The 13,183-nt window shown below is 62.6% G+C and carries 14 protein-coding genes; 13 read left to right on the top strand and 1 reads right to left on the bottom strand.

Annotated features, from left to right (window positions below; all coding sequences use genetic code 11):
* Positions 1-3 precede the first annotated feature (3 nt).
* On the top strand, positions 4-1,566 hold the full coding sequence (gene murJ / locus ACX93L_RS08605) for a murein biosynthesis integral membrane protein MurJ (protein ID WP_459404475.1): 1,563 nt from the start codon (positions 4-6) through the stop codon (positions 1,564-1,566).
* Positions 1,567-1,584: 18 nt separating this feature from the next.
* On the opposite strand, the gene ACX93L_RS08610 is transcribed toward murJ, so the two are convergent.
* Entirely contained in the window at positions 1,585-2,016 is a 432-nt protein-coding gene (locus ACX93L_RS08610; protein WP_459404476.1) for a YcbK family protein, read from the bottom strand.
* Positions 2,017-2,319: 303 nt separating this feature from the next.
* On the opposite strand from ACX93L_RS08610, the gene trpS reads away from it, so the two are divergent.
* From trpS to lnt, 12 genes are all read left to right on the top strand, one after another.
* Positions 2,320-3,384, top strand: coding sequence for a tryptophan--tRNA ligase (gene trpS / locus ACX93L_RS08615; protein WP_459404477.1), 1,065 nt, complete (start codon positions 2,320-2,322; stop codon positions 3,382-3,384).
* 81 nt (positions 3,385-3,465) lie between these two features.
* A complete protein-coding gene (locus ACX93L_RS08620; RefSeq protein ID WP_459404478.1) occupies positions 3,466-3,957 on the top strand; it encodes a universal stress protein in 492 nt (163 codons plus the stop codon).
* 114 nt (positions 3,958-4,071) lie between these two features.
* A complete protein-coding gene (locus tag ACX93L_RS08625; RefSeq protein WP_169591417.1) occupies positions 4,072-4,635 on the top strand; it encodes a NifU family protein in 564 nt (187 codons plus the stop codon).
* Between the two features lie 29 nt (positions 4,636-4,664).
* Positions 4,665-5,309, top strand: coding sequence for a tRNA (adenosine(37)-N6)-threonylcarbamoyltransferase complex dimerization subunit type 1 TsaB (gene tsaB, locus ACX93L_RS08630; protein WP_459404479.1), 645 nt, complete (start codon positions 4,665-4,667; stop codon positions 5,307-5,309).
* 5 nt (positions 5,310-5,314) lie between these two features.
* On the top strand, positions 5,315-5,812 hold the full coding sequence (locus ACX93L_RS08635; protein ID WP_459404480.1) for a GNAT family N-acetyltransferase: 498 nt from the start codon (positions 5,315-5,317) through the stop codon (positions 5,810-5,812).
* A gap of 43 nt (positions 5,813-5,855) precedes the next feature.
* Positions 5,856-6,284 carry a Fur family transcriptional regulator gene (locus tag ACX93L_RS08640; protein ID WP_459404481.1) on the top strand — a complete coding sequence of 143 codons (429 nt, stop codon included), beginning with the start codon at positions 5,856-5,858 and terminating at the stop codon, positions 6,282-6,284.
* A gap of 29 nt (positions 6,285-6,313) precedes the next feature.
* Positions 6,314-7,117 carry a lyso-ornithine lipid O-acyltransferase gene (gene olsA, locus ACX93L_RS08645; protein ID WP_459404482.1) on the top strand — a complete coding sequence of 268 codons (804 nt, stop codon included), beginning with the start codon at positions 6,314-6,316 and terminating at the stop codon, positions 7,115-7,117.
* A 50-nt stretch (positions 7,118-7,167) separates the two neighbouring features.
* Positions 7,168-8,574, top strand: a complete 1,407-nt coding sequence (miaB, locus tag ACX93L_RS08650; RefSeq protein WP_459404483.1) for a tRNA (N6-isopentenyl adenosine(37)-C2)-methylthiotransferase MiaB — start codon at positions 7,168-7,170, stop codon at positions 8,572-8,574.
* Between the two features lie 39 nt (positions 8,575-8,613).
* Complete coding sequence (locus ACX93L_RS08655) at positions 8,614-9,666, top strand: PhoH family protein (RefSeq protein WP_169591398.1); 1,053 nt, start codon at positions 8,614-8,616, stop codon at positions 9,664-9,666.
* Between the two features lie 17 nt (positions 9,667-9,683).
* A complete protein-coding gene (gene ybeY, locus ACX93L_RS08660) occupies positions 9,684-10,190 on the top strand; it encodes an rRNA maturation RNase YbeY (protein ID WP_459404484.1) in 507 nt (168 codons plus the stop codon).
* Positions 10,191-10,202: 12 nt separating this feature from the next.
* The gene (locus ACX93L_RS08665; RefSeq protein WP_459404485.1) at positions 10,203-11,381 is read left to right on the top strand and encodes a transporter associated domain-containing protein; all 1,179 of its coding nucleotides are present in this window, start codon (positions 10,203-10,205) and stop codon (positions 11,379-11,381) included.
* A gap of 100 nt (positions 11,382-11,481) precedes the next feature.
* Positions 11,482-13,068 carry an apolipoprotein N-acyltransferase gene (lnt, locus tag ACX93L_RS08670; RefSeq protein WP_459404486.1) on the top strand — a complete coding sequence of 529 codons (1,587 nt, stop codon included), beginning with the start codon at positions 11,482-11,484 and terminating at the stop codon, positions 13,066-13,068.
* Positions 13,069-13,183 lie beyond the last annotated feature (115 nt).

The following is a 13,183-nucleotide window of genomic DNA, read 5'->3' on the forward strand; positions in this document are numbered from 1 at the left end:
CCCATGGGACTGGTGAAGAAGTTCATGACCGTCGGCGGCGCCACCCTCGGCAGCCGCGTCTTCGGTTTTGCCCGCGAGACGCTGATGGCGGCGGCGCTCGGCACCGGCCCGATGGCAGACGTCTTCTATGCGGCCTTCCGCTTCCCGAACCTCTTCCGCCGCCTGTTTGCCGAAGGCGCGTTCAACGCCGCCTTCGTTCCGCTTTTCGCCAAGGAGATCGAGGCGAACGGCATCGAGGGGGCCAAGCGCTTCTCCGAAGAAGTCTTCGGCGTACTCTTCTCCGTGCTGATGCTGATCACCATCGCCATGGAACTCGCCATGCCGTTGCTGGTCGAATGGATCATCGCGCCCGGTTTTTCTGACGATCCGGAAAAGTTCTCGCTGACGGTGCGTCTCGCGGCCGTCATGTTCCCCTACCTGATGTGCATGTCGCTGACCGCGATGCTGTCGGGCATGCTGAACTCGCTGCATCACTTCTTCGCCGCCGCGATCGCGCCGGTCTTCCTCAATGTGATGATGATCGGCGCCCTGTTCTGGGCGCTCTACAGCGGTGCCGACCCGGCCGCCACGGCCTGGTATCTCTCCTGGTCGGTGCTCGGCGCGGGCGTGCTGCAGATGGCGGTCGTCTATGCCGGTGTTCGCCATGCGGGCATGAGCATCGCCTTCAAGTTCCCGCGCTTCACCCCCAACGTGAAGCGCCTGCTGATCCTCGCCGTCCCGGCGGCTGTCACCGGCGGGATCACGCAGATCAACCAGCTCATCGGTCAGGCGATCGCCTCCGGCAAGGAAGGCGCGATCGCCGCCCTCCAATATGCGGACCGCATCTACCAGCTGCCGCTCGGCGTGGTCGGGGTTGCCGTGGGCGTTGTCCTGCTTCCGGAACTGGCGCGCGCCCTCAAGGGCGGCTTCATGAAGGAGGCCGGCAACCTCCAGAACCGCTCGATCGAATTCGTGCTGTTTCTGACGCTGCCGGCGGCGGCGGCGCTCTGGGTGCTGTCGGACGAGATCATCCGCGTGCTCTATGAGCGCGGCGCCTTTTCCGAGCAAAACACCGCCGTTGTCGCAGCGATCCTGGCGATCTACGGCATCGGCCTTCCCGGCTTCGTGATGATCAAGGCGCTGCAGCCGGGCTTCTATGCGCGCGAGGACACCCGCACGCCGATGCGTTTCACCGGCGTCTCTGTGGTCATCAACTCGCTCCTGGCGATCTCGCTCTTTCCGCTGTTGGCCGAGCGCGGTATCGCAGTCGCCGAGGCGGCGGCCGGCTGGATCAATACTGTCCTGCTCTTCGTGACCCTTCATCGCCGCGGGCATCTTGCCTGGGAATGGGCCTTGTTCCACCGTACGATGCGCCTGATCGTCGCTGCCGCAATCATGGCCGTAGCGCTCGCCTACCTGTCGGACTACTGGTCCGGCTGGCTGACGCCCGAATCCTCTCTCTTCCATCAGGTGGCGGCGCTCGCCGGCCTGATCGCTGTCGCGATGGTCATCTACTTCGGTGTCGCCTTTGCCATCGGTGGTGCGAGCCTCGGCATGCTGCGGCGGAACCTGCAGCGCAAGGGCTGAACCTGCAGCAGGAGACGTCTATCGTCTGTGGCAATGCGCCCAGGCGCGCCGCGGGCCGATGTCCACATGGACGAGGCCGTTGCAGTAACGCCCGATGCCGCCGATGCCGGGCGCCGTCGCTGCCGCGGCGAGGATCCGCTTTTCCGAAACGCCCGGCACGCGGATGTCCGCCGCATAGCAGCGCGTGTGCTGCGACCTGCCCGAGTGGGGGCGGTGGCCTGAAGTAATGACCGGTCTTCGGCCGGTTTGTTCTGCAATGTGCGCGAGTATGATGCGCAATTTTGTTGGGAAGCAACTCGCCCGAACGCTGACGCGTTGCAGGGTGTAGGCAGCGGTGTAATCATATTTCAGCTTTGTAATCTGGGCCTTCTTGCGTTCACCGGCGTCGGCGGTGGCATTGAGGCCTAGCGTCAAGAGGCAGGCAAGCGCGACGCGAAAAGTTTTGCGCATGATATCCCTCCGAAAAGGACCTTTCGTCATGAAAGGTCTGACAGGATGCGGACGGGTATTTCATTTCGAAAAATGACATCAATAAGGAGGGATTTGCTCAATAATATGAATGTGTTGCCGAAATACTTAATATTGATTAAGGAATTCGTGCCGAAGTGCTGCTTACGGGGTAGCGTGACCGGACGGATTAGCCGCCCGTTGGCCGGCCCACGAAGCCCTTGATTGTCGGCTGCGCGCCGTGCATAAGCCGCAGCGTATTTCGATCGAGAGATCGGGCCCTCCACCAGCCTGTTGAGGACAATCATGGGTGAGTTCAAGCCGCTGGTTTTTTCCGGCGTTCAGCCGACCGGCAACCTCCATCTCGGCAATTATCTCGGCGCGATCCGCAAGTTTGTGGCGCTGCAGGAACATCACGACTGCATCTATTGCGTCGTTGACCTGCATGCCCTGACCGCCCAGCTGGTCCACGACGACATGCCGGGCCAGATCCGCTCGATCACCGCGGCCTTTCTCGCCAGCGGCATCGATCCGAAGGCGCATATCGTCTTCAACCAGTCGGCCGTGCCGCAGCATGCCGAACTCGCCTGGATCTTCAACTGTGTCGCCCGCATCGGCTGGATGAACCGCATGACGCAGTTCAAGGACAAGGCCGGCAAGGACCGCGAGCAGGCCTCGCTCGGCCTCTATGCCTATCCGAGCCTGATGGCCGCCGACATTCTCGTCTATCGTGCCACGCATGTGCCCGTCGGCGAGGACCAGAAGCAGCACCTGGAGCTGACCCGCGACATCGCGATGAAGTTCAACATGGACTTCATGGAGCACATTCGCCGCACCGGCCTCGGCACGGACATCACCGTCGGCGACGAGCCGGTACACGCCTATTTCCCGATGGTCGAACCGCTGATCGACGGCCCTGCGCCCCGCGTCATGAGCCTCAAGGACGGCACCAAGAAGATGTCGAAGTCGGATCCGTCCGACCTGTCGCGCATCAACCTGATGGATGACGCCGAAGCGATCTCGAAGAAGATCCGCAAGGCCAAGACCGACCCGGACGCGCTCCCGAGCGAGACCGAAGGCTTGAAGGGTCGCCCGGAAGCCGACAACCTGGTCGGCATCTTCGCGGCGCTCTCGGATCGCACCAAGGAAGACGTCCTGAAGGAGTTCGGTGGCCAGCAGTTTTCGGTCTTCAAGCCGGCGCTGGTCGAGCTCGCCGTTGAGGTCCTGTCGCCGGTCAACGGAGAAATGCGCCGCCTGATGGGCGACACCGCCTACATCGACAGCGTCCTTCGGGATGGCGGCGAAAGGGCGCGCGCCCGAGCCGAAAAAACCATGAAGGAAGTCCGCGACATTATCGGTTTCGTACAGTAAAGTCGCGCGAAGCAGGGCGGCTGGGGTGACGGATCCAGCCGCGTTCATGGCAAGATCAACAGTCCGCCGGCGGGGTCCCAGATGGTTTCAACGCGCTTGTCACGCCTTGAGGGTCACCGCCGCAAGTTCATGGCGGTGATCGACAATACGCCGGAATGCTCGCGGGCCGTGCACTATGCCGGTCGCCGCGCCAAGAATTCGAACGGCGGCCTCGTCCTGATCTATGTGATCCCCGAAGGCGATTTCCAGCAATGGCTTGGCGTCGAGGAGATCATGCGCGCCGAGGCGCGCGAGGAGGCGGAAGCCGTGATGGCGAAGGCCGCGCAGACGGTGCGCGAAACCATCGGCATCGAACCGGAGATCGTCATCCGCGAGGGCAGTGCCGCCAACCAGATCAACGCTCTGATCGAGGACGACCGCGACATCGCGATCCTGGTTCTCGCCGCCGGTTCGACCAAGGAAGGGCCGGGGCCTCTGGTATCGATGATCGCCGGTCGCGGCGCCGCCTTCCCGATCCCGGTCACAGTCCTGCCCGACTCGCTGACCGACGAGGAGATCGACGCTCTCTGCTGATCCGCAAGTACGGCAATCATCAAATACAGGCTTGAAGGGCGATCCGTTCGAGCCTATTTTCTTTTGAAGAATTCTAAATTGAACGGCGGCCCTTGAACCCGCCCGGAGGTTCCCATGTTCATTCAGACCGAAGCCACGCCGAACCCGGCGACCCTCAAGTTCCTGCCCGGAAAGGTGGTCATGGAAACTGGAACCGCCGAGTTCCGCGACGCCGAGAGCGCGTCCGTTTCCCCGCTTGCAGCCCGCATCTTCTCCATCCCCGGCGTGACCGGGGTCTTCTTCGGTTACGACTTCGTCACCGTGAGCAAGGACGGCCCGGAGTGGCAGCATCTGAAGCCCGCCATCCTTGGCACCATCATGGAGCATTTCATGAGCGGCGCGAAGGTCATGGGCTCGGCCGCTGTCGCCAATGACGAGGACGGTGACGAGGAATTCTTCGAAGCGGGCGACGAGACCATCGTCGCGACCATCAAGGAGCTGCTGGAGACCCGCGTTCGTCCGGCCGTCGCCCAGGATGGCGGCGACATCACCTTCCGCGGTTTCAAGAACGGCAAGGTCTATCTCAACATGAAGGGCGCCTGCTCCGGTTGCCCGTCCTCCACCGCGACGCTCAAGCACGGCGTGCAGAACCTTCTGCGCCATTTCGTGCCCGAGGTTCAGGAAGTCGAAGCGGTCTGACGGACCGCGGGCGGGAGCAGGGACAGGGAATGATTGTTCTGGCGATTGATACGGCCGGGGTCGATTGTTCCGCGGCCGTCTATGATGGAAGCGCCCGCCGCCTCGTCGGCGTGGCGACCGAGAATATCGGCCGTGGCCATGCTGAAAAACTGATGGCGACGATCGATGCTGCCCTCGCCGAAGCAGGGCTGGACCTTTCGGCAATCGAGCGTGTGGCGGTGACCGTCGGTCCCGGTTCCTTCACTGGTATCCGTGTGGGGGTTGCGACCGCCCGGGGGCTGGCCCTTTCCCTCGGCATCGATGCGGTCGGGATTTCGACGCTCGAAGCGATCGCCGACGCCGCGGAAAAGGACGGTCAGCCATTTCTGGTCGCCATGGATGCCAAGCGCGGCGAGGTCTACCTCCAGCAGTTTCGCGCCGACGGCACGCCGGAGGGCGAAGCGTCCATCGCTTCCGTTGAGGCGTTCGCCCGGTCGGCGAGCGGCCTGCGGGTCATCGGATCGGCTGCGGCACTGCTTTCCGATCCGGCGATGGTCACCGAGACAGACCGTTTCCCGATTGGCGCCGTCGCGCGTCTCGGAGCAGTGGCGAAAGCTGCGGGCAAGCCCAAACCGCTATATTTGCGGGGACCCGATGCCAAACCGCAGGCGGGGTTTGCCGTACTCAGGGCGTGAAATCGATGCTGGACAGCTACTTCAACAGAAAACCCGAATTCGAAGTCGTGCCGATGGCCGCCGAGCACTGTGCGGCGGTGGCCGGGTTGCATGCCCAGCGCTTTTCCAAGGCGTGGAACGACGGTGAATTCCTCAGCCTGCTCCTGCAGCCGAATTCCTTCGGTTATGTCGTCTGGCAGACCAATGCGCTGATCTTCAAGGCTCCGCTCGCGGGCTTCGTCCTCGCTCGCGAGACGGCTGGCGAGGCCGAGATCCTGACCATCGCGGTTCACGAGAAGTTCGGCCGCTTCGGTCTGGGCTGGCGCCTGATGCAGGCGGCGATGCGCGAGGCCGGCGGGCGCGGCGGCGAGGCGATGTTCCTCGAAGTCGACGACGGCAACGAGCCGGCTCTCGGGCTTTACCGCAAGCTCGGTTTCCAGAAAGCCGGCGAGCGCCCCGCCTACTATGCCGATGCGAGCGGCCGGCGTTCCTCCGCGCTTGTCATGCGTCGCGATCTTCGATAGTTGCCTCTGTCATAAGACCGACATGCGCGGGATCACTTTGGCCATGAGCGAAGAACTGAAATCGCTGGAAGCTTTGTGCGTTGAGCGCGGCATGCGCATGACCGAGCAGCGCCGTATCATCGCGCGCATTCTCGAGGAATCCGCCGATCACCCCGATGTCGAGGAACTCTACCGGCGCTCCGTGAAGATCGACGCGAAGATCTCGATCAGCACCGTCTACCGCACGGTGAAGCTCTTCGAGGATGCGGGCATCATCGAACGCCACGATTTCCGCGACGGCCGGTCCCGCTACGAGACGGTCCCGGAAGAGCACCACGACCATCTGATCGACCTGAAGAATGGTACAGTCATCGAATTCCATTCTCCGGAGATCGAGGCGCTTCAGGAGCGCATTGCCCGCGAACACGGCTTCCGCCTTGTCGATCATCGCCTCGAACTCTACGGCATTCCGCTGGCCAAGGACGAAGGCTGACGCATGCAGGGGTCAATGAGGGGCGAAGCGTGATCAACGGGCTCAGGATCGCCCTCGCTCTGTCCGTCATCGCGGTCATGACGCTGGTCCTGGCACCGCTGCAACTTCTCGCACTCCGCTTCGACTGGAAACTGCGGCGACGTCTGCCCCGCGTTTGGCATTCCGTGACCTGCCGGCTGATCGGTGTCCGTATCAACATCCACGGCACGCTGGAGCGGCACCGACCCCTGATGATTGCCGCCAACCACGTCTCCTGGAAGGACATCCTGGTTCTTGGGGCCTTGGCCGACGTCGTCTTCATCGCCAAGACGGAAGTGGCCGACTGGCCGCTTTTCGGAACGCTTGCAAGGTTGCAGAAGAGCATCTTCGTCGTGCGCGAGCAGAAGCGGCGGACGGGCGACCAGGTGAGCGAGATCGCCGAGCGCATGGCCGATGGCGAGATCGTCGTCCTGTTCCCCGAGGGCACCACGTCGGACGGCAATCGCATGCTGGAGGTGAAGACCTCGCTGTTCGGTGCTGCCGCCGCCGCACTTCCCCTCGCGCCGCAGGGGGTCGTCTACGTCCAGCCGATCGCGATCGCCTACACGCGTGTTCATGGACTGCCGATGGGGCGCTATCACCGTCCGCTCGTTGGATGGCCCGGCGACGTGGCCCTGGTGCCGCATCTGATGGGAGTGTTGAAGGCGGGCGCCATCGACGTCGACGTCAGCTTCGGCGAGGTAGTGGAGTATCGTGAGGGCGACAATCGCAAGCAGGTCGCAGGTCTCGTCGAACGCCGGATCCGCAACATGTTGCTCGATCACCTGCGCGGGCGGCACGCCCGTTCGGCCTGAGCGTTCATTTTTCGGTTTAATCCGGCCGGAAAAACCACTAAATAGCCGGCATGACCCAGGATACAGCACTGATTGACGCGACGGGCACGCCGGAGGGCGCCGCTGCGGCGCCCGAGCGCAAGGTCTTCATCAAGACCTATGGCTGCCAGATGAACGTCTACGATTCCGGCCGCATGTCCGATGCGCTCGCCTCCGAAGGCTATGTCACGACCGACGACATGGAGGACGCCGATCTCGTCCTGTTGAATACCTGCCATATCCGCGAGAAGGCGGCCGAGAAGGTCTATTCCGCTCTGGGACGCTTGCGCGAGACGAAGAAGGCGCGCGCCGCCGAAGGCCGCGAATTCATGATCGGGGTCGCCGGTTGCGTTGCCCAGGCCGAAGGCGACGAGATCGCCCGCCGCGAGCCGGCGGTCGACGTGGTCATCGGCCCGCAGACCTATCATCGCCTGCCGCAGGCTCTGCGCCGCGCCCGTATCGGAGAGCGGGTGGTCGACACTGAATATGCGCTTGAGGACAAGTTCGAGCACCTTCCGGATCCGACGAAGACGAAGGGCAGGGTGCGCAGCGTCACCGCCTTCCTGACGGTCCAGGAAGGCTGCGACAAGTTCTGCACCTTCTGCGTCGTGCCGTATACGCGCGGTTCGGAGGTTTCCCGTCCGCTGGCCCAGATCATCTCCGAAGCCGAGAAGCTTGTCTCCGATGGCGTGCGCGAACTCACCTTGCTCGGGCAGAACGTTAATGCCTGGCATGGCGTCGATGCCGCCGGCCGCGCGATCGGTCTCGGCGATCTGCTTTACCGTCTGGCCGAAATTCCCCGCCTTGCACGCCTTCGCTACACCACGAGCCATCCGCGCGACATGGATGATCGCCTGATCGAAGCCCATCGCGACCTGCGGATGCTGATGCCCTATCTGCACCTGCCGGTGCAGGCGGGCTCCGACCGCATCCTCAAGGCCATGAACCGCCGCCACAAGGCCTCGGAGTACGTCGCCCTGATTGAGCGCATCCGCGCGGCGCGGCCCGACATCGCCCTGTCGGGCGATTTTATCGTCGGCTTCCCCGGCGAGACGGACGAGGATTTCCGGGCGACGATGGATCTCGTCCAGACCGTCGGATATGCCCAGGCCTACTCGTTCAAGTATTCGACTCGTCCCGGCACGCCCGGCGCCGATCTGCCCGATCATGTGCCGGAAGAGGTCAAGGTCGAGCGACTGGCGCGACTGCAGGAACTGCTGCTCAGGCAGCAGCAGGAGTTCTCGCATTCCCTGATCGGTCGAACGATCGACTTGCTCCTCGAGAAGCCCGGACGTCAGCCCGGTCAGCTGATCGGGAGGTCTCCCTGGCTGCAGTCCGTGAATGTTGATGCAAATTCATCGCAAATCGGCGACATTATAAATGTACGAATCACCGCAGCCGGCCCAAACAGCTTGTTTGCCGAGGTGGCAGAGGGTTAGAGTGAGGGCCTGAACCTGATCAAACAGGAGCCTGATCGCTTGAACGCACAAGAAGTGGTTTCTTCATCCTCGCGCAACGTCCGTGCCCTGACCGACGCCAATCACTTCATTTTGACGTTCGAGAACAATCGGTTTGCCAGTGAGCTCTTTGGCCAGTTCGACCAGAACCTGAAGCTTCTGGAAGACAGGCTGCAGATCGAGGCGCGGGCCCGCGGCAATTCCGTCTCCATCTCCGGCGACCTGCTCGCCACCAATCAGGCGCGCCGCGCTCTGGATTTCCTCTATGCCCGTCTTCAGAGCGGCGGCTCGGTCGAAGCCTCCGACGTCGAAGGCGCGATCCGCATGGCAGTCGCCGCCGACGATCAGCTGACGCTGCCGACGATGGAACGCAAGGCCAAGCTGTCGATGGCGCAGATCGCCACCCGCAAGAAGACCATCTCGGCCCGCACCCCAACCCAGGATGCCTACATGCGGGCTCTGGAGCGTTCGGAGCTGGTCTTCGGCGTCGGCCCTGCCGGTACCGGCAAGACTTATCTTGCCGTTGCCCATGCCGCCCAGCTCTTGGAGCGTGGCGCGGTCGACCGCATCATCCTTTCGCGTCCTGCCGTCGAAGCCGGCGAACGCCTCGGCTTCCTGCCGGGCGACATGAAGGAGAAGGTCGATCCCTATCTCCGTCCGCTCTATGACGCGCTCTACGACATGATGCCCGGTGACAAGGTCGAGCGGGCGATCACCGCCGGCGTCATCGAGATCGCGCCGCTGGCCTTCATGCGTGGCCGCACGCTGGCGAATGCCGCCGTCATCCTCGATGAGGCGCAGAACACCACGTCGATGCAGATGAAGATGTTCTTGACCCGTCTCGGCGAAAATGCCCGGATGATCATCACCGGCGACCCGAGCCAGGTCGACCTTCCGCGCGGCGTGAAGTCGGGTCTGGTCGAGGCCTTGCAGATCCTGAAGGGCGTCGAGGGCATTTCGGTGGTCCGCTTCAAGGATGTCGACGTCGTCCGCCATCCGCTGGTCGGGCGCATCGTCAAGGCCTATGATGCCCAATATGCCGTGCAGGACGAAAGCGAGCAGACCGACCGATAGGGTCGGACCGACCGACGATGCAAGAACTCGATATCCAGATCGCCGTCGAAGCCGAAGGCTGGGCGGACGAAGCCGAACTTGAACGCCTCGCCGGCCGTGTGCTGGGCGAGGCAGCCCGCTATCTCCAGGCCGAGGAAAAGCAACCCTTCCCGGCGATGGCGCCGGAAGTGTCGCTCGTCTTCTCCGACGATCAGTCCATTCGCGAGATCAATGCCGAGTGGCGAGGACAGGACAAGCCCACCAACGTGCTGTCCTTCCCCGCCTTTCCGTTGCAGCCGGGTGGCATGCCCGGTCCGATGCTGGGCGACATCATCATTGCGAGGGAAACCGTCGAACGGGAGGCACTGGACCTGGAGAAGAGTTTCGGGGATCATCTGACCCATCTCATGGTCCATGGTTTCCTGCATCTGTTCGGCTATGACCACATGGAAGCGGGCGAGGCTGAAAGAATGGAAGCCCTTGAGACTCGCATTTTGGCGGCACTTGGCTTATCTGATCCCTATGCGGGGCAGGACCCGGTTTGATAGTTTGGAATAATGAGCGATTTTTCGACGAGAGTGGCCGCAGAGGCCAATGAGGGATCTGAAGGTTCCTCTTCGGAGGAAGGCAGTAGTCCTTCGCGGCCGGAGGGATCATCCGGCCGAGCACTTACTTCTTTCTGGGCGCGCGCCGCCCGCATCCTGAGGCCGTCCTCGGCGTCAAGCCTTCGCGAGGACTTGACCGACGCCCTCAAGGCCGATGCCGGCACGAGCGACGTCTTCACGCCCGAAGAGCGGGCGATGCTCCACAACATCCTGCGCTTCCGCGAGGTTCGTGTCGAAGACGTCATGGTGCCGCGCGTCGACATCGAGGCCGTCGACGAGAACATCACCATCGGCGAACTGATGACGCTGTTCGAGGAATCCGGGCGATCGCGCATGCCTGTCTATTGCGAGACGCTCGACGATCCGCGCGGCATGGTGCATATCCGCGACCTGCTGTCCTATGTGACGAAGCAGGCCCGCAACAAACGCCGCAACGGAACACGCCCGGCCCCGGCTGTCGCCGAAAAGGCGGAAAAGACCGAGAAGGCGGTGGCGCGCAATGCCAGGACCGATCTCGACCTTGCCCGCGTCGACCTGAGCAAGACCGTCGCCGAATGCGGCATCATTCGCTCCATCCTGTTCGTGCCTCCGTCCATGCTCGCATCCGATCTTCTGAGCCGGATGCAGGCGGCGCGGACGCAGATCGCCCTCGTGATCGACGAGTATGGCGGCACTGACGGTCTGGTGTCGCACGAGGACATCGTGGAGATGGTCGTGGGCGACATCGAGGACGAGCACGATGACGAGGAGGCGATGTTCAGCCGCACCTCCGAAGACGTGCTGGTCGCGGATGCGCGTGTCGAGCTGGAGGAAATCGCCGAGGCGATCGGTCCGGATTTTGACATTCGCGACCAGTTGGAGGATGTCGACACCCTTGGCGGCCTGATCTTCTCGGCCCTGGGTCGTATCCCGGTCCGTGGCGAGGTCGTGCAGGCTGTTCCCGGCTTCGAGTTCCACATCCTCGATGCGGATCCCAGACGCATCAAGCGTGTCCGAATCGTGCGCAAGCGCGCGGCCGCTCGTCGGCGCCCGACCAAGGGCGAGGCCGATGCGCCGGCCAGGGCCAGTAGCGGCGCCAAGGCCGGTAAGGCCGATGATGCATTGCCCACGGATGTAGACAGCGGCGCATGAGCGTCGCCGCATTCCCTTCATTGTTCAACCGACGGGACAAGCGAGGTGTTTTTTGGAACACTGCGGGCGAACCGATTCGCGGATGAAGGAAAGGGCGGGCATGGAACGGCTGGCCGGAAGGATCATGCTGCTCTGGGGATGGAAGCGATTGCTTCTGGCATTCCTGGCCGGGGCCGTAGGCGCGTTGGCCCTTCCGCCCTTCAGTTTTTTCGCATCCCTGTTTCTCTCCTTCACGATCCTCGTCTGGTTGCTCGACGGCACAGCCGGCAATCCTGATCGAAGCCATTCCTTCGGGTTGCGCTCGGCCTTCGTCATCGGTTGGTCTTTCGGATTTGGCTATTTTGTTGCCGGCCTCTGGTGGCTTGGGAATGCCCTGCTCGTGGAGGCCGATGAATTCGCCTGGGCGCTGCCGCTCGCGGTACTCGGCCTGCCTGCTGTTCTCGCGGTCTTCTATGGTCTTGCGACGATGCTGGCGCGCCTCTTCTGGTCGGAAGGGTTCGGTCGCCTTGCAGCTCTCGCCGCCGGTTTCGGTCTGATGGAATGGCTTCGCAGCTTCGTCGCGACCGGGTTTCCCTGGAATGCGGTCGGCTACGGCGCAATGCCGATCCCGCTGATGATGCAGTCCGTGACGGTGATCGGTGTCTTCGGCGTCAGTGCGCTTGCCGTCGTCGTCTTCGCTGCCCCGGCCTTACTGGGCACCCGGAAGGGGCTCGTGCCCGGTCTGGCGCTCGCCGGACTGCTGGTGGCCGCCCATCTCGGTTATGGTGCCTACCGTCTTGCCGAGCCGGTTCCGTCCGGCAAGCCGCTGACCGTGCGTCTGGTCCAGCCGATGATCGATCAGGCCAAGAAATTGGCGAACACCGACAGGATCGATGTCTTCAACCAGCATCTGGCGCTGTCTGCCGAACCTGTTGCAGCCGGCAAGCCGCAGCCGGACATCATCGTCTGGCCCGAAACTTCGATTCCCTTTATCCTGACCGAAAATCCCGATGCGCTCGCACGGATCGGCGATGTCCTGAAGGATGGCCAGGTGCTGGTGACCGGTGCCGTGCGCTCCGAGGACCAGGGAGCGGGCCATCCGCCGCGCTACTACAATTCCGTCTACATGATCGACGACAAGGGGCAGATCCTCTCGGCGTCCGACAAGGTGCATCTCACCCCGTTCGGCGAATATGTGCCTTATGAAGATGTCCTGCGCCGGATCGGTTTCGACAACCTCGTCAGCCTTCCGGGAGGCTTCTCGCCGGCCCAGCAGCGCTCCTTGCTCACAACACCGGCCGGGATCGGTCTTTATCCGCTGATCTGCTACGAGATCATCTTTCCCGACGAAGTGGCCATACCGGTCGAGAGCGCCGTTGCCATTCTCAACGTGACCAATGATGCCTGGTTCGGGATTACGCCAGGGCCTTACCAGCACTTCCAGCAGGCCCGGATTCGCGCCGTCGAAACGGGTCTGCCGCTCATTCGCGGTGCAAATAACGGAATTTCAGCCGTGGTCGATCCCTGGGGGCGTGTGCTAAGCGGAATGGCGCTCGGCACGCGTGGCGTCATCGACTCAACTTTAGATATTGGTAATGTACCAAAATGGGACGTTAACGCCCGTAAATTAAACCAGTGGTTGGTCCTGCTTGCTGTCGCTATGACTGCGTTGATTTCACGCATGGGTTTTATTTTTAGGAAGAATTGACCAAAAACCCCTAAAATTGCATAGTGGCCGGAACCATAAGTCTGTAAGTATGCTCAAAGTTCCTGAATGGCGTATACAACGCCACGTTATGGTCCGCGAGAAGCAAGGGGCGTTA

The sequence above is a fragment of the Rhizobium sp. CAU 1783 genome (genome assembly GCF_054551725.1).

Bases quoted from the DNA above. Each gene is read 5' to 3' on its own strand.
- tsaB (WP_459404479.1), top strand. From the start codon at position 4,665: ATGATTGTTCTGGCGATTGATACGGCCGGGGTCGATTGTTCCGCGGCC.
- trpS (WP_459404477.1), top strand. From the start codon at position 2,320: ATGGGTGAGTTCAAGCCGCTGGTTTTTTCCGGCGTTCAGCCGACCGGC.
- ACX93L_RS08620 (WP_459404478.1), top strand. From the start codon at position 3,466: ATGGTTTCAACGCGCTTGTCACGCCTTGAGGGTCACCGCCGCAAGTTC.
- ACX93L_RS08665 (WP_459404485.1), top strand. From the start codon at position 10,203: ATGAGCGATTTTTCGACGAGAGTGGCCGCAGAGGCCAATGAGGGATCT.
- ACX93L_RS08610 (WP_459404476.1), bottom strand. From the start codon at position 2,016: ATGCGCAAAACTTTTCGCGTCGCGCTTGCCTGCCTCTTGACGCTAGGC.
- ACX93L_RS08640 (WP_459404481.1), top strand. From the start codon at position 5,856: ATGAGCGAAGAACTGAAATCGCTGGAAGCTTTGTGCGTTGAGCGCGGC.
- lnt (WP_459404486.1), top strand. From the start codon at position 11,482: ATGGAACGGCTGGCCGGAAGGATCATGCTGCTCTGGGGATGGAAGCGA.
- ybeY (WP_459404484.1), top strand. From the start codon at position 9,684: ATGCAAGAACTCGATATCCAGATCGCCGTCGAAGCCGAAGGCTGGGCG.
- murJ (WP_459404475.1), top strand. From the start codon at position 4: ATGGGACTGGTGAAGAAGTTCATGACCGTCGGCGGCGCCACCCTCGGC.
- ACX93L_RS08635 (WP_459404480.1), top strand. From the start codon at position 5,315: ATGCTGGACAGCTACTTCAACAGAAAACCCGAATTCGAAGTCGTGCCG.
- ACX93L_RS08625 (WP_169591417.1), top strand. From the start codon at position 4,072: ATGTTCATTCAGACCGAAGCCACGCCGAACCCGGCGACCCTCAAGTTC.
- miaB (WP_459404483.1), top strand. From the start codon at position 7,168: ATGACCCAGGATACAGCACTGATTGACGCGACGGGCACGCCGGAGGGC.